Source organism: Dasania sp. GY-MA-18, assembly GCF_024734385.1.
Lineage (GTDB): Bacteria > Pseudomonadota > Gammaproteobacteria > Pseudomonadales > Dasaniaceae > Dasania > Dasania phycosphaerae.
Genome location: NZ_JANHAP010000001.1, coordinates 12,927 through 35,089, shown reverse-complemented (window position 1 = coordinate 35,089; position 22,163 = coordinate 12,927). Strand labels below are relative to the sequence as shown.

23 protein-coding genes are annotated in these 22,163 nt (G+C 48.0%); 13 read left to right on the top strand and 10 right to left on the bottom strand.

The window, feature by feature from the left end:
• Positions 1 to 8: 8 nt before the first annotated feature.
• Positions 9 to 1,145: a sensor domain-containing diguanylate cyclase gene (locus tag NO559_RS00185; protein WP_258329744.1), complete on the top strand. Its 1,137-nt coding sequence runs from the start codon at positions 9 to 11 to the stop codon at positions 1,143 to 1,145.
• 92 nt (positions 1,146 to 1,237) lie between these two features.
• On the top strand, positions 1,238 to 2,365 hold the full coding sequence (locus NO559_RS00180) for a diguanylate cyclase domain-containing protein (RefSeq protein ID WP_258329743.1): 1,128 nt from the start codon (positions 1,238 to 1,240) through the stop codon (positions 2,363 to 2,365).
• An 85-nt stretch (positions 2,366 to 2,450) separates the two neighbouring features.
• On the opposite strand, the gene NO559_RS00175 is transcribed toward NO559_RS00180, so the two are convergent.
• Positions 2,451 to 3,620 carry a TonB family protein gene (locus tag NO559_RS00175; RefSeq protein WP_258329742.1) on the bottom strand — a complete coding sequence of 390 codons (1,170 nt, stop codon included), beginning with the start codon at positions 3,618 to 3,620 and terminating at the stop codon, positions 2,451 to 2,453.
• A gap of 452 nt (positions 3,621 to 4,072) precedes the next feature.
• Between NO559_RS00175 and NO559_RS00170 the strand changes: the two genes are divergently transcribed.
• Positions 4,073 to 4,747, top strand: coding sequence for a cyclic nucleotide-binding domain-containing protein (locus tag NO559_RS00170; protein ID WP_258329741.1), 675 nt, complete (start codon positions 4,073 to 4,075; stop codon positions 4,745 to 4,747).
• Positions 4,748 to 4,809: 62 nt separating this feature from the next.
• Here the strand turns inward: NO559_RS00170 and NO559_RS00165 are convergent, their stop codons facing one another.
• The 4 genes from NO559_RS00165 to NO559_RS00150 form a co-directional block, all read right to left on the bottom strand.
• A complete protein-coding gene (locus NO559_RS00165; RefSeq protein WP_258329740.1) occupies positions 4,810 to 5,724 on the bottom strand; it encodes a ketopantoate reductase family protein in 915 nt (304 codons plus the stop codon).
• Positions 5,725 to 5,749: 25 nt separating this feature from the next.
• Positions 5,750 to 6,211: a chemotaxis protein CheX gene (locus NO559_RS00160; protein WP_258329739.1), complete on the bottom strand. Its 462-nt coding sequence runs from the start codon at positions 6,209 to 6,211 to the stop codon at positions 5,750 to 5,752.
• 120 nt (positions 6,212 to 6,331) lie between these two features.
• On the bottom strand, positions 6,332 to 8,719 hold the full coding sequence (locus tag NO559_RS00155; protein WP_258329738.1) for a hybrid sensor histidine kinase/response regulator: 2,388 nt from the start codon (positions 8,717 to 8,719) through the stop codon (positions 6,332 to 6,334).
• Between the two features lie 78 nt (positions 8,720 to 8,797).
• Complete coding sequence (locus NO559_RS00150) at positions 8,798 to 9,514, bottom strand: DUF1499 domain-containing protein (RefSeq protein WP_258329737.1); 717 nt, start codon at positions 9,512 to 9,514, stop codon at positions 8,798 to 8,800.
• A 239-nt stretch (positions 9,515 to 9,753) separates the two neighbouring features.
• Here NO559_RS00150 and trmH point away from each other — a divergent pair, with 239 nt between their 5' ends.
• A complete protein-coding gene (gene trmH, locus NO559_RS00145) occupies positions 9,754 to 10,461 on the top strand; it encodes a tRNA (guanosine(18)-2'-O)-methyltransferase TrmH (RefSeq protein WP_258329736.1) in 708 nt (235 codons plus the stop codon).
• Between the two features lie 11 nt (positions 10,462 to 10,472).
• Complete coding sequence (locus NO559_RS00140) at positions 10,473 to 10,658, top strand: hypothetical protein (RefSeq protein ID WP_258329735.1); 186 nt, start codon at positions 10,473 to 10,475, stop codon at positions 10,656 to 10,658.
• A gap of 14 nt (positions 10,659 to 10,672) precedes the next feature.
• On the opposite strand, the gene NO559_RS00135 is transcribed toward NO559_RS00140, so the two are convergent.
• The gene (locus tag NO559_RS00135; protein ID WP_258329734.1) at positions 10,673 to 11,269 is read right to left on the bottom strand and encodes a lytic transglycosylase domain-containing protein; all 597 of its coding nucleotides are present in this window, start codon (positions 11,267 to 11,269) and stop codon (positions 10,673 to 10,675) included.
• A gap of 7 nt (positions 11,270 to 11,276) precedes the next feature.
• On the bottom strand, positions 11,277 to 13,019 hold the full coding sequence (locus tag NO559_RS00130; RefSeq protein WP_258329733.1) for a proline--tRNA ligase: 1,743 nt from the start codon (positions 13,017 to 13,019) through the stop codon (positions 11,277 to 11,279).
• A 100-nt stretch (positions 13,020 to 13,119) separates the two neighbouring features.
• Between NO559_RS00130 and NO559_RS00125 the strand changes: the two genes are divergently transcribed.
• Together NO559_RS00125 and NO559_RS00120 are read left to right on the top strand one after the other, a co-directional pair.
• Positions 13,120 to 13,548, top strand: a complete 429-nt coding sequence (locus NO559_RS00125; protein WP_258329732.1) for an HIT domain-containing protein — start codon at positions 13,120 to 13,122, stop codon at positions 13,546 to 13,548.
• A 198-nt stretch (positions 13,549 to 13,746) separates the two neighbouring features.
• Complete coding sequence (locus NO559_RS00120; RefSeq protein ID WP_258329731.1) at positions 13,747 to 14,172, top strand: HU family DNA-binding protein; 426 nt, start codon at positions 13,747 to 13,749, stop codon at positions 14,170 to 14,172.
• Positions 14,173 to 14,262: 90 nt separating this feature from the next.
• On the opposite strand, the gene NO559_RS00115 is transcribed toward NO559_RS00120, so the two are convergent.
• On the bottom strand, positions 14,263 to 15,123 hold the full coding sequence (locus NO559_RS00115; protein ID WP_258329730.1) for a YafY family protein: 861 nt from the start codon (positions 15,121 to 15,123) through the stop codon (positions 14,263 to 14,265).
• Positions 15,124 to 15,254: 131 nt separating this feature from the next.
• Between NO559_RS00115 and yfbR the strand changes: the two genes are divergently transcribed.
• Positions 15,255 to 15,884, top strand: coding sequence for a 5'-deoxynucleotidase (gene yfbR, locus NO559_RS00110; RefSeq protein ID WP_258329729.1), 630 nt, complete (start codon positions 15,255 to 15,257; stop codon positions 15,882 to 15,884).
• A gap of 6 nt (positions 15,885 to 15,890) precedes the next feature.
• Here yfbR and NO559_RS00105 read toward each other — a convergent pair whose 3' ends face one another.
• Positions 15,891 to 16,916: a low specificity L-threonine aldolase gene (locus NO559_RS00105; RefSeq protein ID WP_258329728.1), complete on the bottom strand. Its 1,026-nt coding sequence runs from the start codon at positions 16,914 to 16,916 to the stop codon at positions 15,891 to 15,893.
• A gap of 255 nt (positions 16,917 to 17,171) precedes the next feature.
• Here NO559_RS00105 and NO559_RS00100 point away from each other — a divergent pair, with 255 nt between their 5' ends.
• The 4 genes from NO559_RS00100 (at position 17,172) to NO559_RS00085 (ending at position 20,621) form a co-directional block, all read left to right on the top strand.
• Entirely contained in the window at positions 17,172 to 17,411 is a 240-nt protein-coding gene (locus NO559_RS00100; protein WP_258329727.1) for a zinc ribbon domain-containing protein, read from the top strand.
• Positions 17,412 to 17,465: 54 nt separating this feature from the next.
• Entirely contained in the window at positions 17,466 to 19,238 is a 1,773-nt protein-coding gene (gene aspS / locus NO559_RS00095) for an aspartate--tRNA ligase (protein ID WP_258329726.1), read from the top strand.
• A gap of 175 nt (positions 19,239 to 19,413) precedes the next feature.
• Entirely contained in the window at positions 19,414 to 20,157 is a 744-nt protein-coding gene (locus NO559_RS00090) for a YebC/PmpR family DNA-binding transcriptional regulator (protein WP_258329725.1), read from the top strand.
• Positions 20,158 to 20,234: 77 nt separating this feature from the next.
• Entirely contained in the window at positions 20,235 to 20,621 is a 387-nt protein-coding gene (locus tag NO559_RS00085; RefSeq protein WP_258329724.1) for a Fis family transcriptional regulator, read from the top strand.
• A gap of 2 nt (positions 20,622 to 20,623) precedes the next feature.
• Here NO559_RS00085 and NO559_RS00080 read toward each other — a convergent pair whose 3' ends face one another.
• Entirely contained in the window at positions 20,624 to 21,415 is a 792-nt protein-coding gene (locus NO559_RS00080; RefSeq protein WP_258329723.1) for an ABC transporter substrate-binding protein, read from the bottom strand.
• 228 nt (positions 21,416 to 21,643) lie between these two features.
• On the opposite strand from NO559_RS00080, the gene ruvC reads away from it, so the two are divergent.
• Entirely contained in the window at positions 21,644 to 22,162 is a 519-nt protein-coding gene (gene ruvC, locus NO559_RS00075; protein WP_258329722.1) for a crossover junction endodeoxyribonuclease RuvC, read from the top strand.
• The last annotated feature ends 1 nt before the right edge of the window (position 22,163 follow it).

Below are 22,163 nucleotides of genomic sequence, written 5' to 3'. Positions count from 1 at the left end.
GTGGCTGGGTGAGTTTTGAGCGGGTGAAAAAAAGAATGCTGGAGGCTGGTAGCGTGCTGCCGGATACCCCCCGTCATAGCCGTGCTCCGGCGGATGAAGCTACCGTGCAAGAGCTGCTGAAAAAAGCCGCCCAGAACGAGCAAATTTTAAAGCGCTATCAACGTTTTGAGCTCCGCTTACTGGATGCATCCGGTTTTTCCGAATTATTAAACTTGCTGTTAGATGATAGCCTGGCTTATTTCCAGCTGGATGCGATAGAGCTGTGGTTGTACGACCCCGAACAGACCGTCGCTGAGCATATAGAGAATCTCGACGACTATAGTAATTTACTGCTATTGCCTAAAAGCGAACCACTAAAGCAATTGTATGGCGCTAAGCCTAGTGTGCAGCTGGTTTCTCTAGGCAGGGTGCAGAGTCCGGCCATTTTTCACAACGCAGCGTTGCGCTCGGCGGCTATGCTACCTTTGGTGCGGCAGGGCGTGTTGGTGGGCAGTTTACATATGGGGGCCAGAGGGCATAAGCGTTTTGCGCTGGATAAATCCACCGACTTTATTAATCACCTGGCTTCAGTAGTGGCGGTGTGTTTTGAAAACGTGGTCAACCAGGAGCGCTTACATCGCTTGAGTATGTACGACATGCTTACCCAGGTTAAAAATCGTCGTGCTTTTAATCAGGCTTTGGAAAAAGAAGTGTCCAGGGCCTCTCGTAATAAAGAATTACTTAGCCTGCTATTTGTAGACTTGGATCATTTCAAGCGTATTAATGATAGTCACGGCCATCCTACCGGTGATAGAGCGCTAAAAATTGTAGCGCAGCATATTAACCAGATGCTGCGTAAAACCGATCATGTGTGCCGCTATGGCGGGGAGGAATTTGCTTTATTATTGCCCAACTGCAGTCCTGAGCGAGCCTTGGAAATTGCCGAGCGCATACGCATGCAGGTCAGCCAGTTACCCATTTATAACGATGCCGGTCAATCACTCAATCTCACGCTATCAATAGGGGTGAGCTGCTGGCAGCCAGGTACGACTGCCTGCGAGCAAGCACTGGTGAGCGAGCGCTTGGTTAGATGCGCTGACGAAGGGGTGTACAGCGCTAAGAGTAAGGGCCGAAACACCGTAGAGTTTGTCGCTTACCAGCAATAAATATAAAAATAAGCAATATTTTCAGTTACTTATAGTGAATATCTGGCATTATTAGCTATAGTAAACTCACCTAATAATAATGATTAACACTTATGCCTACAGTATTTGAAGCTAAGCCACTTAGCAGCCAGTTAGCCAAGCCTAAAATTTTGTTTGTAGATGACTCTAAGCTGATACGCGCTGCTGCCCTAAAAATGTTCTCCGAAAACTTTGATTTGCAATTGGCAGAAAATGGCCAAGAAGGTTGGGAGATGATACAGCACGATGAACAGATACAGGTGGTTTTTACCGATCTGGTAATGCCTGAGCTAGATGGCTTCGAGCTGTTGAACTTAGTGCAAACTTCCAGTGATGAACGCATACGCCAATTGCCGGTGATAGTCGTGACTGGCGCTGACAATAGCCAGGACGCTAAAAATAAAGCCTATGAGTTGGGCGCTACAGATTTTTTAACCAAGCCCTTTGATGCCGCAGATATTAACGCCCGTGCGCAGGCACATTTACGTTACCAAGAGGCCACGCAGTCCTTGGTAGAGACGTCTATTATTGACCCACTAACCGATCTGCTTAATTACCGAGGTTTTGAAAAACAATTAGCTAAAGACGTGTCCTTCAGCACTCGCCATAATCATGAGCTGACCGTGCTTAATGTCGAGGTTGACGCGTTTAAAAACCTGTTTGTACGCATAGGGCGTAGTGGTGCTGAAACCATTATCAAGCGTATAGCCGCAGTACTTAGCCAGGCGGTACGCAAAGAAGATACCGTGGCGCGCACCGGTCTATCGAGTTTTTATGTGTCATTGCCAGGGGCTGACCCCGACGGCTCTTTATTGATAGCGCATCGCATTTGTATGGCCGTGAGTAACTTTAAAGCTACTTTGCAGGGTAAAGCCTTACCAATTACCGTGTCAGTAGGGGCTTGTATAGTGGCCCAAGGTGTACATGCTGACCCTCAGTTGCTGATTAATTGTGCCAGTGATGCGCAAAAACGTGCTGCTAGGCGTGGCTTAGGCCAAGTGCACCACATAGATTTGGATCAGTATCGCAAAAAGAATCGCCGTTCAGAGGCGGCCGGGGTTTCTATAGATGAAGCTATAGGCGAAATTCTGCAGGGCGGTGAAAAAGACGTGATGACGCAAATGGATTATCTACTGGATGAACTAGAGCCTTTGCTGAAGTTATTGAACGATGAGCAGCGGCAAAGGATTATTAATTTATAAAAGCTGTTTGCGCAGATATAAATAAAGCGGGCCTAGCCCGCTTTTTTTATATCTTGCTTAAGAGTGTATCGCTGTTTGCTAAACCCTAGAAGTTAATTGGGAACACAAACTCAAAGCTATTGCCCGATAATTCTGTGGGTATGGGTGGGAAGGGCTCTGACACTTTAAAGGCTTTCTCAGCGGCATTATTTAAGCGAGCAAACTGTGTGGGCTCTTTAAGTGTGAGATTAAGAATCTTGCCCTCGCGGTCTAGCTCTACCACTACCACTGCGCGGCCGCGTTCACCGCGTTGCTGTGAGCGCTTGGGGTATCTCACGTTTTTAGAGATAACTTGATACATGGCCGATTGATACTTATTCATAGCCTCTTGCCTAGCTTGCTCGGCTTGAGCTTTGGCTAATGCAGCTGCAGCTGCAGCGGCTTTGGCTTCGGCGGCTTCTTTAGCGGCCTTGGCTTTAGCTAGTGCCTCGGCGGCGGCTTTTTCTTCGGCAGCTTTTTTGGCGGCAGCGGCTTTTTTGGCCTTGTCCTGCTCGGGGCTAACATTTGCTGTTACAGCGCCAACACTGCCGTTAATGCCAGGCGGGGCAAAGGCGGCAGAGCTACCGGCAGTAGCTGTGCTCTGTGCTGATTTAGACCAGCCTATAATCTGGCGCTTGCGCTTATCGCTGTAGCTCAGGTTTTCATAACGGGTCAACAAAGCGACACCGTCTTCATCGCGCGGCAGTTTTAAAATATTTTGCCTAAATTCGGTAGAGGGGGGCTTAGAGCCTATCCAAGTGTTAAGCAGGGCGTAGAAGAAGTCATTGTTAATTGTTCTAAAAACGCGGTGGTTATTAAGGTAGATAGTCGTGTGGCGGCCTTCAGCCATATCTATAGTCAGGCGGTCACCGGTTACCAGGTCGTTACTGGGGATTTGGGTGAAGGATTGAATTTGCGTTGTAAGCTTTTCTAAGCTGGAGGGCTCGTTATTCAGTAGTATGGAGCCGGTCCACTCTTTAGCAAAGCGTCTAGGTGACCAAGTGTCGTCTACCACCCGTATGTCCATGCGCTTGTTGCCGGGCATGGCGATAATCTCTTCGGGGTTTTGGCTGTTGCGTTCTAGGTATAGCGCGCCTATGTAATATTCTTTGCGCAGCTTTTGAAAAGAGGCTAGGCCATTCATGGTCAGCTCATCAAAAGCGCTATCTTGCGCATGGCTGTTTGCGGTGAATATTAGCGTTAAAAAAACGAGTATCAGTGAGCTTATTTTATTCATTGTTTTGAGTATTTTCTGGCTTTTAGCCGTTTTATTGTAGTTCTGCCTGACACAGCAAGCAGGTATATCTAATACGATCGGCTTTTATTCTATGACATTGTCTATGGCAGAGCCAGTATTGACCGATGCGACTACGATTAGCTTGCTATGCCGTATATATAATACAATCATCAAGCATTGAGTGATTTTTATTCCATTTTGCTTACAGCTTTAATGTAGCGCAGTGGTTGCTAATGTAAAGAGTTAGTTGCCAGTAATTGTGATTTTTGCGGTGGCTTTAGCCGTTTTTGCGGTTTTTACCCCCAATTGCGCTATTGCTGGGATCATTTAGCTAGCGACTGTTATGGCTCTTTATAGCCATAGGCTGTATCAAGGCTTTGTTTATGCCTAGATACAGTCTATCTTGAGGGGACATTTTGAAATTTAACGCCTTACTATAAAAATATTAACGAATGAAAATTAAAGATTTAAGTGAGTTTAAGCCCGAAGATATAGCCTCCCTGCTGCGCAGAATCCCTTTTTTTAATCAGCTTCAACGTGAAGATGAGCAGCAGCTCGCCGTGTTGATGGATTTTTCCTGCATCGTGGAGCTGAACTCTGGCGAAACAATCATGCGCCGCGGCGATAGAGGCTCGTGGTTATATTTTTTGATTAAGGGCGGGCTGTCGGTATATTTAAACTCCCCGCAGCAGGAGCACCCCTTAAACCATATAACCCCGGGTGAGCTGTTTGGAGACTTGGCGCTGCTGTGTGACCACGAGCGCAAAGCGACGGTAGCGGCTGACAACAACGGCAAAACAGCCACCTTATTTGCCACTGATTTTAAGCCCTTTGGTGATATACATCACTTCGATACGGTGAGCTTGCATACCAAGCTTATTTTTTACCGCACGATGGTGCACAGCATACGCTGGCGCCTAGAGCAAAAGCGTATGGAAGACGGCCAGCATCCCCTGGCGTTGGAGTTGCGACAGGTGAAGTCTTATGCCGGTGCCAAAGAGACTCCCGAAGAGTTGTTGTCTCTCTATGAGCAGGCGCAGCAATTGGCCTCTATTTTGGATCGCTGGAATACCGAGGGTGGCGCTATTCAAGATGTGGTGGTCGCTATAGCAACGGCTAAAGAATAACTACCGGTGTAAGTGGTCAGCAGGCTTGCAGAGGCCCTGAGCCGCTAGTATTCAGGGCAGGCTTACTGCGCTGGGCTGTTGGCCAATACCAGCTCTAACAGCGCTTGGTTCAACGGTGTGGCAAGTTGCAAACTCTTGGCAATGTCACATAAATAGCCGTTTAAGGCTATGATTTCAGTGGTTTTGCCTTGGTTTATATCCTGTAAAGTGGAGTTAATATTGTTGTGAGTGAGTTGCGCAACCTTGGCTACCTCCTGATAGAGATTGTCAAACCAAGGGCCCAGCTCCAGTGCTGCTGCCACCATGCTGATTTCTTGGCACAAGTCGATGAGTTCCTGCCGTATAGCTGCATTGCTAATAAGCTCGCCATTGCGGCATTGGTATTTAACCCCTAATGCATTGATCGCGCAGTTAATTGCCAGTTTGCGCCATAGCCTTTGCTCTATATCCAAGCAGTAATGCAAGTGTAAGGCCGATGGCAGCTGTTGCATTAGAGCGTCTGCGGGTAATTGTTTGGCATAGGCGTTGATGGGGCCTAGATAGGTCTCACCCTGGCCCGCATGTACCAGGGTCTTATCATTTTTAAAGTGGGCGCCATCCGTGGTGGTGGCTGCGTAGAGGCGCTGTTGGGCGCGTGTTGGTAGGGTGTTAACAGCCATGCCATTTTGTAATACGACGATTACCGCGTCATCGCTAAGCCTATGTTGAATGCTGTTAAACGCCGCTAAGCACTGGTGGGCTTTGGTGGTAATGAGCAGCTGTTGTATCTCTTGCTCTAGGTCTACAGCGGTGAGCTGCTGCTGGCTAAAGGCAAAGCGAGACTGTGGCGCGATCAGCTCTAGCTGGCGTGGCCCTGAGTGACGGCGGCTAATAACGGTAGTGGCAAAGTGTTGTTGCTGCCAATAAGCTGACCAGAGTGAGCCTATGGCACCAGCACCTAAGATGTGCCAGTGTGGACTGTGTTGGGCAGGGGGCATGGGGGCTTTCAAACAAGAAACGCCGCTAATTAAAGCAGACTTCTACATAAAATTCACCGGCATCAGTGCTGAAGGGCATTAAGATAGTGGCGCCGGTAACAGTGTGGGCAACAGGGGTGTCTTTGCCTATAAGGGTCTTGGGGGTGGCAAGCGCAAAGTCCAAGCCACCTTCGGAGTATATTTGCTTGGCATTGCCAGTAATCATATTGGTTATTTCGCCCACTACATCGGCAATGGCTTCATCAATGGTATCAAAACTTTCCCCCAGCATATTGCTAGCTATATTGAGTATAGCCGCCTGAGAAAAGCTGATAGCAAGGGAGCCGTGATGCTTTTCACCTTTGAGGTCAATGACACTAGTGATATCACCTAGGCAGTTGGTCCCTTCTTTAAGGCTGGGTTTTCCCACTTTCACTTCAACCATGGCCATAGTCGTTAGCACATTAACGGTGGCGGTTAAAAGAGGGTTGATATACTGAGAATTCATTCGTGGAACATACATCCTTAAAAGCTGTCGACCTAAGATTAGCGTTAGCCACGCGCTTTTACAACAGGGCGCTTACTAGTGCGGGCCAATTTGCGGTTTGATAGGCTGGCGCTTGGCGAATTAGCTGGCTTCTCTTAACCAGTGCTGTATTTTTTGTGCCAGCAACTCTCGGTTAATAGGTTTTTTAATATAGTCATTCATACCCAGAGCTATGCACTGTTCATTGTCACCTGCCATGGCATTGGCAGTGACAGCAATAATAGGTACGTTGCTATAGGCACTGTTGGTTTGGCGTATTTTTTTAGTGGCTTCAAAGCCGTCCATAATAGGCATTTGGCAGTCCATTAAAATAATATCTACCGGCTGTTGTTGCAAGGTGTCTAGTGCTTGCTGGCCATTATTGGCGGTTAGCACTATGCAGTCTAGCTTTTCTAACATACCTTTCAAAACCATTTGGTTTACAGGGTTGTCTTCAGCAATTAAAACAATTTTTTCCTTATGGCTATTCGGCTCAGCACTATGGTCTTGTGGCTGGGTTATATTAGGTAGCTGCAGCGGTGCCACAAAAGTGAAGAGTGAGCCCTGTCCTAAAGTGGACTCTATGTGCAGCTCGGCATTAAGTAGTAAGCATATGCGATGGCATATAGACAGGCCTATACCCATATCATGGTGATGGCGCATATAGTCACTGTTGTTGTGCTGGAACTCTTTAATGATGGAGGATAGTTTAGTGGGGTTAATGCCCTGGCCAGTATCATGTACCGAAAAAATCAGCTGTTGTTTTTCTGTGGAAATGGTAACAGTAATAGAACCCTGCTCAGTGTATTTAATAGCATTATCGACTAGTTGCGAAAGTATTAGGCTAAGCTGGTCGCTGTCACTAACAATATAATTAGGTACATTTTTATCGATATGCCAATTGAGAGTGATGTTTTTAGTATTGCAGCGATGTCTAAAAGCGTCAGCAAGGCGATTAAAAATGGGTCTTAACTCAAAACTTTCTTTCTTTGTTTTTGCTGTGCCTGCCTGTATTTCAGAGAAGTGTAAAATGGAATTAATGAGTGTAGTGAGGTTTTGGGCTGAGTTGTAAGCGGCATTAATATAATGGCTTTGTTGTTGATCCATGGTGTTGGTATCAACCAGAGATAGTGAGCCCTCTATGCTGTTTACAGGGGTGCGTAGCTCATGGCTGATGGTGGCTAAAAAACTATCTTTTAACAGGCTTGCTCTTTGGCTGTGGTTAAGCTTGGTTTCTAATTCGGCAACTTGTTGTGCTAATTGCTGCTGTGCACTGGCTTGCAGGGCAAAGCTGTTTTTAAAGTGCTCATGACTTCGGTTATCTAGCGCCAGGCTTAGCAAAATTACCTGCAGCGCTGAACCCGCCAATATGGCCGTTTCTGTTAATAGGCCCACATCTACATAGTTGGCTGTAATAAGGCAGTAGTTGACGATGCCTGGTGCCATACACAGCCATGCCAATAAAAACAGCCTGGCAGTTTTGTCGCCTAGGCTGATACTGCTAATCGTGCAGGCAAACACGGCAGTGGAAGCACTTAGGATTAGCATTAAGGTGATTTCTAGTGCTGTTTGATAGCTGACAAAAGGCACGAGTAGAGTTAGCACTATGGCCAAGGCTATGCTGCCATTAAGAGCTATTTCAAAGCTGGATTTACTCTCTGGTAAAGCTAAAAAATGCCTGCAGGTTAGTAGACCAAAGAGGCAACTTAAACTCACAGAAAGAATAATAGAGGCTTGGTTGAACTCTGGCCGCTGAGGCCATAGATACTGAAAAGCATAGCCGCTAAGAGTGGCCTGTATAAAGGCAAAGGCAAGTATGTAGCTAAACCCGTAGAGTAAAAAGCGCTCACGAGTTTTTATAAACTTAAAAAAACAATAGATAAACGCACAAAAAATGACACCAAAGTACATACCGTAATAGTTACTGGTATAACCATACTGCTCGGCCAGCTTGATATCGTCAAACAGATATAAGGGGACTTTTAGTACGCTACTGCTAGTGATTTTTATAAATAGGTCTATATTATTGCTTTCAAAGCGTAGTGGGGTGATAAAGGATCTATGCTTAACCTGCCGTTTTTCAAAACTTAGCAGGTCACCCAATACCGTAGTTTTTGTTAATGTCTTTTGGCTGTATTGGTAAATTTCAATATGGTCCAGCAAAGGGTTATCAATACTTAAAAACCATTCTTTATTGGCTGCTTGAGATTGTGGGCGTTGTAATTGTAGGTGCAGCCATACGTTAGATTCCTTAAACCCTAAGTTAAACAGCTTTTTTTGGTTGAGTTGAAAGCGATCCAGATTTTGCGGTTGAATAATATCCGCGATAGTCATTAGCTGGCTTTTATCTTCAAACCAGTAAATGTCTTCATTTAAATTATAGTGATTGCGGCCGTCATCCAGGTCGACGGCTAAAGCTTTGGCTGGTATCAGCAAGACTAGGGCGCAGAACAACCATAGTGTTCGTATAAGGTGGCTGGTTAAAGGCATTATTGTTGGTGTCCACTTAATTCAAGATAGTGAGTGCGCTGCAATTGACTATAAACTATTGGTTATCAGCAGTGTAGATTAATCGCTGGCCAGTGTTTGGAAATGGCTGATAAATTTTCCTATACGTTTAGCATTAGTGCCCAGATCGCTCTTGCCGACACGGGAGACAGAGCGTATGTCTACACGCTGGTTATTGGTGCGTATCACTATGTCGTCTTTAAAGCCAAACCACAGGGTGCTGTCTACCGCTTCGATTATTCCCAGCTGGGCATCGTGGTGATGCACTTGCCAGCCTAATTGTTGTGCGCTAGCCAGTGCCAGCGTATAGTTTTTTTGCTTATTGAAAGGCGTGTTGATGGGGCTTAGCTCTGGATGCAGCCGCGCCTGTATTTGGGCTTTTGCGGCTGTGTATACCAGGCTGTTGGCATTATCGCCACGTAGCAGTATGGCTTTATCAAACAGTGGGGGCTGGCTGGTGTCAGTGCTGACATCGTGTAGTGGCATGCCACTGCTAGTCTCGCGCATAAAAAAGGCAATGATGATAAGCGCTGGCAGCGAAAAGAGCGCCGCTTGGCGTAGTGGCCTTGCGTATTGTGGCTGAGGCTTTTGGATTAGCCATAGCGCGCAGATAACTTGTAAGGCTAGGCCGCCTACCAGTGCTGCCGCAAATAAGGCCAGGCCCAGGCTGTAGGGCCAAATATTAAACCGGCTGCCTAGGGCGGCAATAGGTAATAGGCATAATAAAATAAGGGCTGTATTTTTTATCAAGCGTGCTAGCGATAGCTTTTTACTCATAGGGCGAGTGGTCCTAAGTAAGTAGGCAAAGTAAGTAGGTATGGATTCATAACTTACAGCTTAGTTTGTTTTTTAAAATGATCATGCCCCTTGTGCCAGCCACGCAGTTTTATGCTTGGCAGGGAGCGGTATTGGTATTTTGTACCAGCGCTTGCCATGGCTGGCAGTGATAGAGGCTTAGTCCAAGCCTAGTAGTTTTGTTATTATAGGTTTTTTGACCTCATAAACGATAGCCATCTATGACCCCAGCAAGAATTGAGCGCCTGCGCCAAGTTTTAGCGCGCCGCCAACCCGACTTAACAGTATTGACCGACTACGTACACAAGGGCCGTAATCTTTCAGCCATCATTCGCACGGCCGATGCGGTGGGTATTAGCGATGTGCACTGTGTAATAGGCGACAGTGATTATAAGCGCTTTTTAGGTACTTCCATGGGCAGCCATAGCTGGGTGGATGTGCATCGCTACCGTGAGCTTGCACCGCCGGTAGAGTTGCTAAAAACGCAGGGTTATCAAATAGTCGCCGCTCACCTTTCGCCTACGGCGGTAGATTTTCACGAGGTGGATTACACTAAACCCACTGCCCTAATGTTGGGGGCAGAGCGGGTAGGTATTAGCGAGCAGGGCGAGGCCTATGCCGATGTACATATCACCGTGCCCATGGTGGGCATGGTGGAGTCGTTTAATGTGTCGGTGGCCGCTGGTATTATTTTGACTGAAGCCCGCCATCAGCGTCAGCAAGCGGGTTTATATGATCAGCAAAGAATCGATCAGGCGACTTACGACAGATTGTTTTTTGAATGGGGCCACCCCAAGGTGCGGGATTTTTGCCTGGCTAATCAATTGGCCTATCCGCCCTTGCGAGAGGATGGTGAAATCGATAACCCTTCGGCTTGGTATGCACAGGCTAGAGAACTGTTGGCGGCAAGAGCTGCCAACGCCAGTTAAGAGGACGGTTTATGGCTACCTTGTTCAGTATATTAGCCTGCTTGTTTGTGGCTTTATTTGTGTTGGTTAAGTTAACCGAAAAGCATGCCAAGCCTATGGCACCCGAGCAGCAGCAAAAGTTGTCTAAAATTATTGTGGCTTTGGTGGCGATAAGCTTGGTGGCGGGCTTGGTGCAATTTATGTTGGCGGGCAGTTAAGGCGAGTACAGGTTTTAGGTTTCATTCACAAACCAGCGCTTGCGCCAGGCATTCATAACCCGCTCGGGGTACCAGTATTTGCCGTAGCTGCCGTTGTAACGGGCTAGGGCGTTCATCCAGTTACCTTTTTCTTTTTTTAGATAAAACTGCAAAATCCGGCAGCCATAGCTGAGGTTGGTGTCTATATCGGTGAGGTTATCTTCGGGGCGGCCGATTTCATTTTTCCAAAAAGGCATTACCTGCATTAGGCCTTGGGCACCTACCCGGGAAATAGCGTATTCATTAAAGTGGCTTTCCACCTCTATTAAGGCCAATACCAGGTCGGGTTTTAGCTCTGCCTTGGTGGCCTCTCTATGTATGGCGCGCAGCATTTTAAGGCGCTGCTTGGGTTTTTTAACAAAGCGCGCCAGCCGCCCCGACATATCTACCAGCCACACTTCGGCATCAAAGCGATCATCAAAACTGTCTGCTGAGGTAATGGTTTTTTTTAAAAACTCGCGTAACTCTGCCTGTTCTGCCTGCTCGGCCAGTGTTGCCGGGTTATTGGCTGTGGCCATTATGGGTAAGCATAATAGCCACAGGAATAGCTTGGCGATAAAGAGTTGACGCATAAGCGGCTTAGGGTTTGCTGAGGGTATTGTTTACAAAGTCCAGTATATCGGCGATGGCGATATACTGATTGTCGCTGTCGCGGCGGCCTTTGTACTCTATGTTGCCATCTTTTAAGCCACGGTCGCCTATCACTAGGCGGTGAGGTATACCCATTAATTCCATGTCGGCAAATTTTACCCCGGGGCGTTCGTTGCGATCATCCAGTATGACGTCATAGCCCAAGTCGGTTAGCTGTTGATAAAGCAGCTCGCATTGTTCGCTGACTTGCTCAGACTTTTGCATATTCATGCCGATAATTGCAATTTGGAAAGGGGCTATAGCGTCTGGCCAAATAATGCCGTTGTCGTCGTAGTTTTGCTCTATGGCAGCGGCGACTACGCGGCTAATCCCTATGCCATAACAACCCATGGTTAAGACTTGTTCGCGGCCTTCTTTGTTTAAGATGCTGGCATTTAGCGCAGCGGAATATTTATCACCCAATTGGAATATATGGCCTACCTCTATGCCGCGTTTAATTTGCACGGTGCCAGTGCCGCAGGGGCTGGGGTCGCCGCTCACAATATTGCGTATATCGGCGATGCTTACCTTATCGTTGCCGCTGATGGTGCAGTCTCTATCCCAGTTGGCACCGGTGTAGTGGTAGCCTTCTTCATTGGCGCCGCAAACAAAATCGGCCAAGTGGGCGGCAGCGCGATCAATAATCATGGCAAGGTCTAAGCCTATAGGGCCTACTGAACCGGGTGCTGAACCGGTGGCATTTTTTACCTGCTCTTCGCTGGCAAACTGTAGCGGGCTGGCCACGCCGGCCAGTTTTTCGGCCTTAAGCTCGTTGAGCTCGTGATCACCGCGCACAATTAAGGCTACTAAAGGCGCCTCTTGATCATCTTCGGCTTCGCCTAATACGATCAACGTTTTAGCAATTTGCGCGGGGGAAATATTCAGGCCTTGGCTAACGTCCTCTATGCTGTGTTGGCCAGGGGTGGCTACTTTAGTTAGCGCTTGGCTGGCCGCTGGGCGCTCGCCAGTGGGAGCTAAGGCCTCGGCCATTTCTACGTTGGCGGCGTAATCGCTGCTATCGCTAAAGGCGATATCGTCTTCACCTGAGTCGGCAAGTACATGGAACTCGTGCGAGCCGCTGCCGCCTATGGAACCGTTGTCGGCAATTACGGGGCGAAAGTCTAAGCCAAAGCGCTCAAAAATACGGCTATAGGCTTGATACATGGCGTCGTAGGTTTGCTGCAAAGACTCGGCACTATCGTGAAAGGAGTAGGCGTCCTTCATGATAAATTCCCGCGAGCGCATCACCCCAAAGCGGGGGCGTATCTCATCGCGGAATTTGGTCTGTATTTGGTAAAAATTAGCGGGCAGTTGCTTATAGCTACGCAACTCATTGCGCACCATGTCGGTAATGACTTCTTCGTGGGTGGGGCCTAAGCAAAACTCATTATTGTGGCGGTCGTTAAGGCGGCACAGCTCGGGGCCATATTGCTGCCAGCGGCCGGATTCCTGCCACAATTCGGCGGGCTGAACTACAGGCATTAAGACTTCTAGTGCGCCAGCGCGATTCATCTCTTCGCGCACTATGGCCTCAACCTTGCGCAATACCCGCAGACCCATGGGTAACCAAGTGTATAAACCTGAGGAGAGGCGGCGTATCATGCCGGCGCGCAGCATCAGCTGATGGCTGATAACCACCGCATCGGATGGAGTTTCTTTAACAGTGGCTATTAGGTACTGGCTAGCGCGCATTGTGTATACTGCCTTTTAAAAAATCGATAGAAGATAAGAGCGCCATTTTACGGGTGTAGCTCTACAGCGTACAGCCCTAAGCTATTAATAAGAGAGAACTATGTTTGAATTACACCCACAGTTGGCCAAAGATTGTGTGCACTTAGGGGATTTTCCCCTATGCCAGGTGTTATTAAACCGCGATAGCCACTACCCATGGCTGATTTTGGTGCCCAGGCGTGAGGACATAAGCGAGATTTATCAGCTTGATGGCTCAGATCAACAGCAGCTGCTAAAAGAGTCCAGCGCGCTCAGCGCCAGTTTAATGGAGCACTGCAACGCCGATAAAATGAATGTGGCCGCCTTGGGCAATATGGTGCCGCAATTGCATGTTCACCATATTGCGCGTTTTAAAACTGATATTGCTTGGCCTAACCCCGTTTGGGGTTTTGCGCCAGCGCTAGCCTATAGTGAGCAAAATTTGGCCTTAGCGGTTTCACGGCTGCGCGCAGAATTAGCAAAATTATCTATAGAATTTGTGCCCAAGTAATAAAACGGCGGTATTTTTTTGCTGTTTACAAATTTATGGCTAAAAAACCCTTGTATTGTAGGTTTAACTGATCTATAAAACCCACAGACGCTATGTATATAGGTTTAAATGCACCCTGTGTTATGCCTTTAAAACGTTAAATAGCGGCTAATACTTAAATGCTTACAAACCGAACACAAATAAAAAGGGTTGATTGTCATGGCTACCGCTAAAAAGAAAGCTGCACCAAAGAAGAAAGCCGCCGCTAAAAAACCAGTAGCAAAAAAAGCTGCTGCTAAAGCTGCGCCTGCACCAAAACGTAAAACAACAGCTATCAAAGAGAAAATGACCAAGAGTCAGATTCTTAATGAGATTGCTGAAAATACTGAGTTGAGCCGTAAACAGGTTGCTTCCGTATTTGAAGAGCTAGAAGTATTGGTTGAGCGCAGCATCAAAAAGCGTGCCCTAGGTGAATTTACTATCCCCGGTCTTATGAAAGTTACCACGGTTAAAAAACCAGCTAAAAAAGCCCGTAAAGGTATCAACCCTTTTACTGGCGAAGAGCAAATGTTCAAGGCCAAGCCTGCCAGCATCGCTGTTAAGGTTAGACCTTTGAAAAAGCTTAAAGAATTCGCAGCTTCTTAAGTTTTATCACAGCATAAAAAGGCGCATCCTCTTGGGGCTGCGCCTTTTTTGTGCCTAAGTGTTTGATTATTTAATAGTTATTTTCTGCGCTTAAAACAGCCAGGGCTCTATGTCTTTGCGGTTGCTAATAATAATTTGCTGTGCCTCGGGCTTAGGGTCTACGGTGTGTGGGTCTATATTGAGTGCCTGCAGGCTGTACTTGACCAGTGCTGCGCGGCTATCTATGCGTAACACGCCTCGGCTCATGCCGTAATCGGCAGCTATGATGGCGCGCTGTTCTGGGCTGAGCCTAGGGTCGGGCTTAAGTATTATGCTGACACTGTGCTGCCAGTGTTGATCTTGTTGCGCAGCGACTAAGGCCTTGTCTAACAGTTCGGGTTGGCCTCGAAAGCGGCTGAGTACAAAATCCCTAAAATCCCTATGTTTTTCGCAATAGGCACGCACATGCCAGCGCAGCCCTGTAAACACCAAGGTGTGTGGCTCGATGATGCGTTCTTCAATAGTTGGGTTGCTGAGTGAAATATACGCTATTTCCAGCCGTTTACCTTCACGTGCCGCTTGCACTATAGGGCGCAGCAGCTGCGGCTGTATGCTGCGTTGGGGTATGGGCATGAGTTCGGTATTGGCCAGTTGTAGATCTAAACCTTCAAAGCTGTGGCTGATATCTTGGTTGCGCGACAATATGTGTAAGTATTCATCCGCGCTGCCACTGGTAAGCTTGGGTTGGAAGTGAGGGGTGGGGACGTAGCCTTTAAGGCTGCTGTCATAGTGTAAGTTATCAGGCGCAATATCACGCAGGTATTGATTTATATCCTTAGAGGCCTGCTGCCTACCTATGCCAAAACTCTTGCATAAATGCTTGGTGGTGAGCCGTCCCTCCCATAGGGCAATAATTTCTATTAGCCGGTAACGTAATAATAAGTCCCAGCGGCAGGGCCATGCTGCGCTCATGCTTAAACTCCCCTTTAGTTATAGATGTGCTTGAAAAAGCGACACATCAAAAGCTGTGTATATTTACAGGTCGCCATTGACGACATATAGTGAGGCAGTCTAGGTCAAATAATGACGAGGGGAAAGCCGTTATGAGTTTATTTTTATCTACTATTGGGCGTTTGCGTTGGATACAGCGCTGGAGCCTAAAGCGCAACACGCTGCCTGAAAATGTGATGGAACACAGTTGGGAGGTGGGGGTGATAGCCCACTTATTAGGGGTGATTAATCGCAGTGTTTTTAAGGGCAGCCTCAAGCCTGAGCGCTTGGCTACGCTGGCGATGTATCACGACTGCGCTGAGGCGATTACCGGGGATTTACCCACTCCGGTTAAGTATTATTCCAAAGAGATACAGCAAGCCTATAGAGTCATAGAACAGGATGCCGAGCAGGCTTTGCTGGCCATGTTGCCTAGTGAAATACAGCAGGCCATGGCTGAATATATACAGGAACAGGCCAGTAATTGGCTGGAGCGTAAATATATAAAAGCAGCGGATAGTCTCTCTGCCTTATTAAAAGCCAAGGCCGAGCTGGATAATGGCAACCACGAGTATCAGCATACCTATCAGGATTTGCAGGCGCGTTTGGCGGCTTATGACTTGCCTGAGGTTAGTTATTTTCTCGAACATTTCGGCGCAGCAGCGCAGGCTTCGGAGTTATCTACTGTGGATAACGAGCGCAGCTTTTTTGCCAGACCCTCGCTGGGACGCATACGGGCCTAGGCTTTGCTAGTGGCTGAGCTGTTGTACATCACTGATAAAGCGATCAACAGTTTCTGGCTGGGTATCCCAAGAGCACATCAGCCTTGAGCCAGCACCGATAAAATCATAAAACTGCCAGCCCTTATTGTGTAAGGCTTGTTTAATGGCGCTGGGGATTTGCACAAATACCGCATTGGCGCTAACCGGAAATAACAGCTGTACTTGTTCTATGGTAGCTAGGCCTTGTGCTAAGCGGCTAGCCATGGCATTGGCATGCTGGGCATTGTGCAGCCACACATCGTTATGCAATAGCCCCTGCCACTGTGAAGACATAAAGCGCATTTTGGAGGCCAGCTGCCCCGCCTGTTTGCAACGGTAGGCAAACTCTTCGGACAACTGCTTATTAAAAAAGATCACCGCCTCGCCTATGGCTAAGCCGTTTTTAGAGCCGCCAAAACACAGTACATCCACACCGGCGCGCCAGGTAATATCCGCAGGGGCTAAGTCTAGTGAGGCTACGGCATTGGCAAAGCGAGCGCCATCCATATGGGTATAGAGATTCCATTTGGCCGCCACCTTTTGAATATTATGTAGTTCCTCGGGGCTGTATACCGTGCCGCATTCGGTGGCTTGGGTAAGGCTGATCACCTTCGGTTTGGGGTAGTGTATGTCTTGCCGCTTGCTGACTAGAGCTTCGATGCCCTGCGGGTCTAGCTTGCCCAGTTCGCCTTGGGCCTGCAGCAGCTTGGCGCCGTGGGTGAAAAACTCTGGGGCACCGCATTCATCCGTCTCCACATGAGCAGACTGGTGGCAAATAATACTGTGGTAACTTTGGCATAGGCTAGCCAGCGCCAGGGAGTTAGCAGCGGTGCCATTAAACACAAAGTAAACATCGCAGTCGGTTTCGAATAGGGCCCTAAATTGCTCACATACCTCGGCGGTATAGCGGTCTTCACCGTAGGAGCTGGCATGGCCTTGGTTGGCGCGGGTCATGGCCTGCATAGCTGTGGGGCATATACCTGAGATATTATCGCTGGCAAATTGTTGGCTCATAGCCTGCTACCTATGCTGAATGAATGGCTGGGAGCAATGTAGCACGCTCATTAGGCGCTGCAAAAGCCATGATGCTGTTGTTATGGCGGCCGTTGGTTGGGTTATACGCTTGCATAGCGGTATTTTTTTACTTTCAGCCCACTACCGGCCGTATAGCCTTTCACTGTGGCCCTAGTTTTAGGGTATAATCGCGCGCTTTAATTTATAGCTATAGCTTGTTTTTTGATCAGCTTGTGGTGGTAGAGGGCTTTAATCATGCCAATTTATGAGTATCAGTGTACATCTTGCGAGCACCAGTTAGAGGCTCTGCAGAAAATTAGCGAGCAGCCTTTGGTGGATTGCCCCAGCTGCAATAAGGCAGACTTAAAAAAGAAAATATCAGCGGCGGGTTTTCGCCTTAAAGGTGGTGGCTGGTATGAAACCGATTTTAAAACCGGCAGCAAAAAGAATGTGGCTGGCGGCTCCGATGCGGGTAGCTCATCTAGCGCTGGTTAATAGCAGCCTAGCCTCACGCAAAGCATAGAATTTTACTTACAGGATTATCAAACCATGCGCAGTCATTATTGTGGCACTTTAAACACCGATCACATCGATCAAGAAGTAACTCTAAACGGCTGGGTGGATCGTCGCCGCGACCATGGTGGTGTTATCTTTTTAGATTTACGTGATCGTGAGGGCATAGTACAAGTCGTATTTGACCCTGACACCGAAGAGCATTTTAAACGTGCCGACAGTGTGCGCGGTGAATATGTTATTCAGGTGAAGGGCCGCGTACGCGCCCGTGCCGAAAGCACGGTTAACCCTAATATGGCCACCGGTGCCATAGAGGTTTTAGGAAAAGAGTTAGAAATTTTTAACGCTGCTGCCACGCCGCCGTTTCAATTAGATGAACATATTTCAGTAGGTGAAGACGTACGTTTAAAGTATCGCTATATCGATTTGCGTCGCCCCGAAATGCTAGAAAAGCTAAAGCTGCGTTCACGCATTACTTCTAGCCTGCGTAACTTTTTAGATGCCAATGGCTTTTTAGATATAGAAACGCCTATTTTGACCAAGGCCACCCCAGAGGGCGCGCGCGATTACTTAGTGCCCAGCCGCACCCACGAAGGCCAGTTTTTCGCCCTGCCGCAATCACCACAGCTTTTTAAACAGCTGCTAATGGTGTCGGGCATGGATCGCTATTATCAAATCGCCAAGTGTTTCCGCGATGAAGACTTGCGCGCCGACCGCCAGCCTGAATTTACCCAAATCGATTTAGAAACCTCGTTTATGGATGACCAGGAAATCATGGCCATCACCGAGCAGATGATACGCGAGCTGTTTAAAGAGGTGAAAGGGGTAGATTTGGGTGAGTTCCCACGCATGCCTTATGCCGAAGCTATGGACCGATTTGGTAGCGACAAACCAGACTTGCGCATACCGCTAGAGTTGGTCGATGTTAACGACCTGATGCAACAAGTGGACTTTAAAGTGTTCAACGGCCCGGCTAACGACCCCGAAGGCCGCGTTGCTGCTCTTAAAGTCACAGGTGGCGCGCAAATCAGCCGCAAGCAAATCGATGAGTACACCAAATACGTCAGCATCTACGGCGCTAAGGGTTTGGCCTGGGTCAAAGTCAATGATAAAGCGGCTGGTATAGAAGGCCTGCAATCACCTATCTTAAAATTTATGCCCGACGACATCGTATTACAAATGATGGATCGCTTAGAAGTAGTTGATGGCGACATCGTGTTCTTCGGTGCCGATAAAGAAAAAATCGTTAACGAAGCACTGGGTGCCCTGCGCGTTAAAGTCGGTGAAGACCTAGGCCTAATTCAAGGCGAGTGGGCACCACTATGGGTAGTAGACTTCCCCATGTTTGAAAAAACCAGCGATGGTAAAGCCTGGACTTCATTGCATCATCCCTTTACTGCGCCGTCTTGCACGCCTGAAGAATTGGAAGCCAGCCCCGGCACGGCTTTATCCAAAGCTTATGACATGGTGTTAAACGGCACCGAGCTAGGTGGTGGTTCTGTACGTATACACCAGCCTGCTATGCAAAAAGCGGTATTCCGCGTATTGGGTATAGGGGCCGAAGAGCAGCAAGAGAAGTTTGGTTTCTTATTAGACGCCCTAAAATACGGTTGCCCGCCACACGGTGGTTTGGCTTTTGGTTTGGATAGATTGGTGATGTTAATGACAGGCGCTAAATCTATACGCGATGTAATCGCCTTCCCCAAAACCCAAAGTGCAGCCTGTGTTATGACCGACGCGCCCAGTGCCGCCGATGTAAAGCAGTTGCGTGAGTTGAATATTAAATTGCGCGAAAAGCCTAAGCAGTAAGCCGAGTAAGCCGCAGGCTTACGGGGACAGATCTTCAGCTCTGTCCCCTTTCTTATTAGTTAGTCATTCCGGCGCAAGCCGGAAACCACATAGACAATACCACGCACTAAAACCAAACCAAGATACAAGCGCTATTTCCTTAGCGCGTTGCAAAAGCAAAACCGGAGAAAGATTCATGGCGGGTCACAGTAAATGGGCCAATATTAAACACCGCAAAGCGGCGCAAGACGCCAAGCGCGGCAAAATATTTACTAAAATTATTCGTGAGTTAGTGGTGGCTGCCAAAGCCGGTGGCCCCAACCCAGAAGACAACCCCGGCCTGCGCGCTGTTATAGATAAAGCGCTAGGCGCTAATATGAAGCGCGACACTATAGAAAAAGCGGTGGCCCGTGGCGCTGGCACCAATGATGAAGATAACTACGAAGCCATCACCTACGAAGGTTACGGTGTGGGCGGCGTGGCTGTTTATGTAGAATGCCTAAGCGATAATCGTAACCGTACCGTGGCCGAGGTAAGACATGCTTTTTCCAAGCGCGGCGGTAATTTAGGTACCGATGGTTCGGTGGCCTACCTGTTTACCCGCACCGGCCAAATTAGCTTTGAGCAAGGTGATGAAGAACAGATAATGGAAGTTGCCCTAGAGGCAGGGGCCGAAGATGTACAGACTAACGACGATGGCTCTATTGATGTTAGTACTGCCTTCGAAGATTTTTTAAGTGTTAAAGACGCCATGAAGGCTGCGGGTTTAACACCGGATCATGCCGAAATCACCATGCTGCCGGCTACCACGGTGCCGCTAGATAAAGACGGTGCCGAAAAAATTATGGCGCTGGTTGATATGTTAGAAGACTTAGACGATGTGCAAAACGTCTATACCAATGCCGATATCTCCGATGAAGTATTGGCAGAGTTAGAATAACCGCCAAAGCTATACGCAAGCCGCTGTGTTTTTTTCAAGCCCAGCGGCTTTTTTATATACAATCAAGAGTGCGCTCCATGGCCAGGCCTAAAAGTAAAACGCAAAAAAAGTTAGATCAGGCAATAACCGTGGCGCTGACCGCAGTGTGCGAAAGTCTGTTGCAGCAAGTGCCGGGCTTTCAGTGGCTGACCCATAGGGCTGATTACGCCCGTTTCCCCGCCAGCTTAATAGTGACCTGTGTGTTTGATAGCGAGGAGCATAGATTGCAGGCTGAGCAGCAAGGCGATGCCGCAAACATGCGCCGCTTGCTACAAGCTGCCTTATTAAAAATAGGGGTGAAGCTAACCGCACCCGCTAGGCAGTTGCTATTGGATAGTGAGCAGGCTTGCGAGCAGCAATGTGCTGGCGATTGGCAGCGGCGTTTAGCACAGCAGGCTCTTAAATCTACCGCTAGCTTTCACTAGCCTTATTGGGCGGTGGTGAAGTCTAGTGCCTGTGATTCTGAGCCCCACAGCTCTTGCAAGCCGTAGATGGTTAGGCGAAAACGCCAGTTTTCATCCTTGGATAATTTCAGCAATATATCGTTAATGGCCTGTTCTTGTGCCTGATAATGGCGGCTGATCAGTAAATGCCTTTTATAGCTGCTGTGAGGTTGGCCTACGATGGCGGTGGAACTAATCACCTTTAACAGTTTGGCGTAATAGAAAAAACTGGATTTTGAAATAATAATGGCATCAACATCGCCGCGTATTAGTTGCTCAATATTGGCCTTATCATTGCTTACGTCCATGCGCTGTATTTTATTCTCGCTCATTAATTCGCTGACCCCAGCATAGTAATAGCCTGTGCGTGTGCCTACCGTTAGGCCGTTAAGGTCGCTGGGTTGATGATAGAGTAGGCTGCTACCTTTTCTGGCGATCACCACATCCTTATCGCTAAATAGGGCGCGTGACCATAAGTATTTTTCTTGTTGAGTATCTTTAAACCAAACTGGGTTGGCCCATAGAGCTATGGTGGGTAAGCCTGCGGCTAGGCGTTTATTGAGTTCGGGCCGTGTTATAAATTGGTATTCAAAACGTATGTCGGCTGGGGCATGGTTTTTTAGGGTGTTGAAAAAATCAAAATTGAGGCCCTTGCCCGCTTTGCTATCTATCACAAAAGGTGGCGCATCGTGGTAGGCGTAGAGAGTGATGGTTTGCTGGGCAGCTGAGCATAAAGCGCTTATCAGCAGGCTAAGGCCAAATAAAAATATCTTCATAGTTGAGTAACAGCGGCCTTTAAAAGGTGGGTGTTGTTATTGTTAAGATTGCGTTAAAAGTTGATCTAGCTGCAGGCGTATTAAAAGCATAGCCGCAGGCGGGTGCCTACGGCAAGCCGTTAAAGCTTATATTGATATAATTAGTGGCTAAAAACACTGTTAATACATACAGATGTTCGCTAAGCTAGCCAGCAAAATAAGGGTGCTAATCACAATAGCTAAAGGCTTATGGCAATCATACTAGGTATAGACCCCGGCTCGCGTAAAACCGGCTTTGGTATTATCAATGTGGTAGGTAATCAACACGATTATATTACCAGCGGCGTGATACGCCTGCCCGATGCTGAGTTACCTGAGCGCTTAAAGATAATCTTTGAAAGCATTAATGAGCTCATCGTGGCCTATTGTCCGCAGCAGGTGGCAGTAGAGCAGGTGTTTATGGCAAAAAATGCCGGTGCTGCCCTCAAACTGGGGCAGGCCCGGGGAGCTGCCATAGTGGCCTGTATGGCGGCGGGTTTAGAGGCTAGTGAATACTCGGCCCTGCAAATTAAGCAGGCGGTAGTGGGTACTGGCGCGGCTAAAAAAGAGCAGGTACAGCACATGGTTAAAATGCTGCTCAAGCTGCCCGCCTTGCCACAGGAAGATGCCGCCGATGCCCTAGCTGCCGCTATATGCCATGCCCATACTCAAGCCAGTTTAATTAATATGGCCGGTGCTACCCGTATGCGCCGTGGCCGTATCCGATAAT

Bases quoted from the DNA above. Each gene is read 5' to 3' on its own strand.
- ruvC (WP_258329722.1), top strand. From the start codon at position 21,644: ATGGCAATCATACTAGGTATAGACCCCGGCTCGCGTAAAACCGGCTTT.
- NO559_RS00105 (WP_258329728.1), bottom strand. From the start codon at position 16,916: ATGAGCCAACAATTTGCCAGCGATAATATCTCAGGTATATGCCCCACA.
- NO559_RS00135 (WP_258329734.1), bottom strand. From the start codon at position 11,269: ATGCGTCAACTCTTTATCGCCAAGCTATTCCTGTGGCTATTATGCTTA.
- NO559_RS00130 (WP_258329733.1), bottom strand. From the start codon at position 13,019: ATGCGCGCTAGCCAGTACCTAATAGCCACTGTTAAAGAAACTCCATCC.
- NO559_RS00160 (WP_258329739.1), bottom strand. From the start codon at position 6,211: ATGAATTCTCAGTATATCAACCCTCTTTTAACCGCCACCGTTAATGTG.
- NO559_RS00125 (WP_258329732.1), top strand. From the start codon at position 13,120: ATGTTTGAATTACACCCACAGTTGGCCAAAGATTGTGTGCACTTAGGG.
- NO559_RS00080 (WP_258329723.1), bottom strand. From the start codon at position 21,415: ATGAAGATATTTTTATTTGGCCTTAGCCTGCTGATAAGCGCTTTATGC.
- NO559_RS00100 (WP_258329727.1), top strand. From the start codon at position 17,172: ATGCCAATTTATGAGTATCAGTGTACATCTTGCGAGCACCAGTTAGAG.
- NO559_RS00090 (WP_258329725.1), top strand. From the start codon at position 19,414: ATGGCGGGTCACAGTAAATGGGCCAATATTAAACACCGCAAAGCGGCG.
- NO559_RS00120 (WP_258329731.1), top strand. From the start codon at position 13,747: ATGGCTACCGCTAAAAAGAAAGCTGCACCAAAGAAGAAAGCCGCCGCT.
- NO559_RS00085 (WP_258329724.1), top strand. From the start codon at position 20,235: ATGGCCAGGCCTAAAAGTAAAACGCAAAAAAAGTTAGATCAGGCAATA.
- NO559_RS00175 (WP_258329742.1), bottom strand. From the start codon at position 3,620: ATGAATAAAATAAGCTCACTGATACTCGTTTTTTTAACGCTAATATTC.
- yfbR (WP_258329729.1), top strand. From the start codon at position 15,255: ATGAGTTTATTTTTATCTACTATTGGGCGTTTGCGTTGGATACAGCGC.
- NO559_RS00140 (WP_258329735.1), top strand. From the start codon at position 10,473: ATGGCTACCTTGTTCAGTATATTAGCCTGCTTGTTTGTGGCTTTATTT.
- trmH (WP_258329736.1), top strand. From the start codon at position 9,754: ATGACCCCAGCAAGAATTGAGCGCCTGCGCCAAGTTTTAGCGCGCCGC.
- NO559_RS00165 (WP_258329740.1), bottom strand. From the start codon at position 5,724: ATGCCCCCTGCCCAACACAGTCCACACTGGCACATCTTAGGTGCTGGT.
- NO559_RS00115 (WP_258329730.1), bottom strand. From the start codon at position 15,123: ATGAGCGCAGCATGGCCCTGCCGCTGGGACTTATTATTACGTTACCGG.
- NO559_RS00180 (WP_258329743.1), top strand. From the start codon at position 1,238: ATGCCTACAGTATTTGAAGCTAAGCCACTTAGCAGCCAGTTAGCCAAG.
- NO559_RS00170 (WP_258329741.1), top strand. From the start codon at position 4,073: ATGAAAATTAAAGATTTAAGTGAGTTTAAGCCCGAAGATATAGCCTCC.
- NO559_RS00150 (WP_258329737.1), bottom strand. From the start codon at position 9,514: ATGAGTAAAAAGCTATCGCTAGCACGCTTGATAAAAAATACAGCCCTT.
- aspS (WP_258329726.1), top strand. From the start codon at position 17,466: ATGCGCAGTCATTATTGTGGCACTTTAAACACCGATCACATCGATCAA.
- NO559_RS00155 (WP_258329738.1), bottom strand. From the start codon at position 8,719: ATGCCTTTAACCAGCCACCTTATACGAACACTATGGTTGTTCTGCGCC.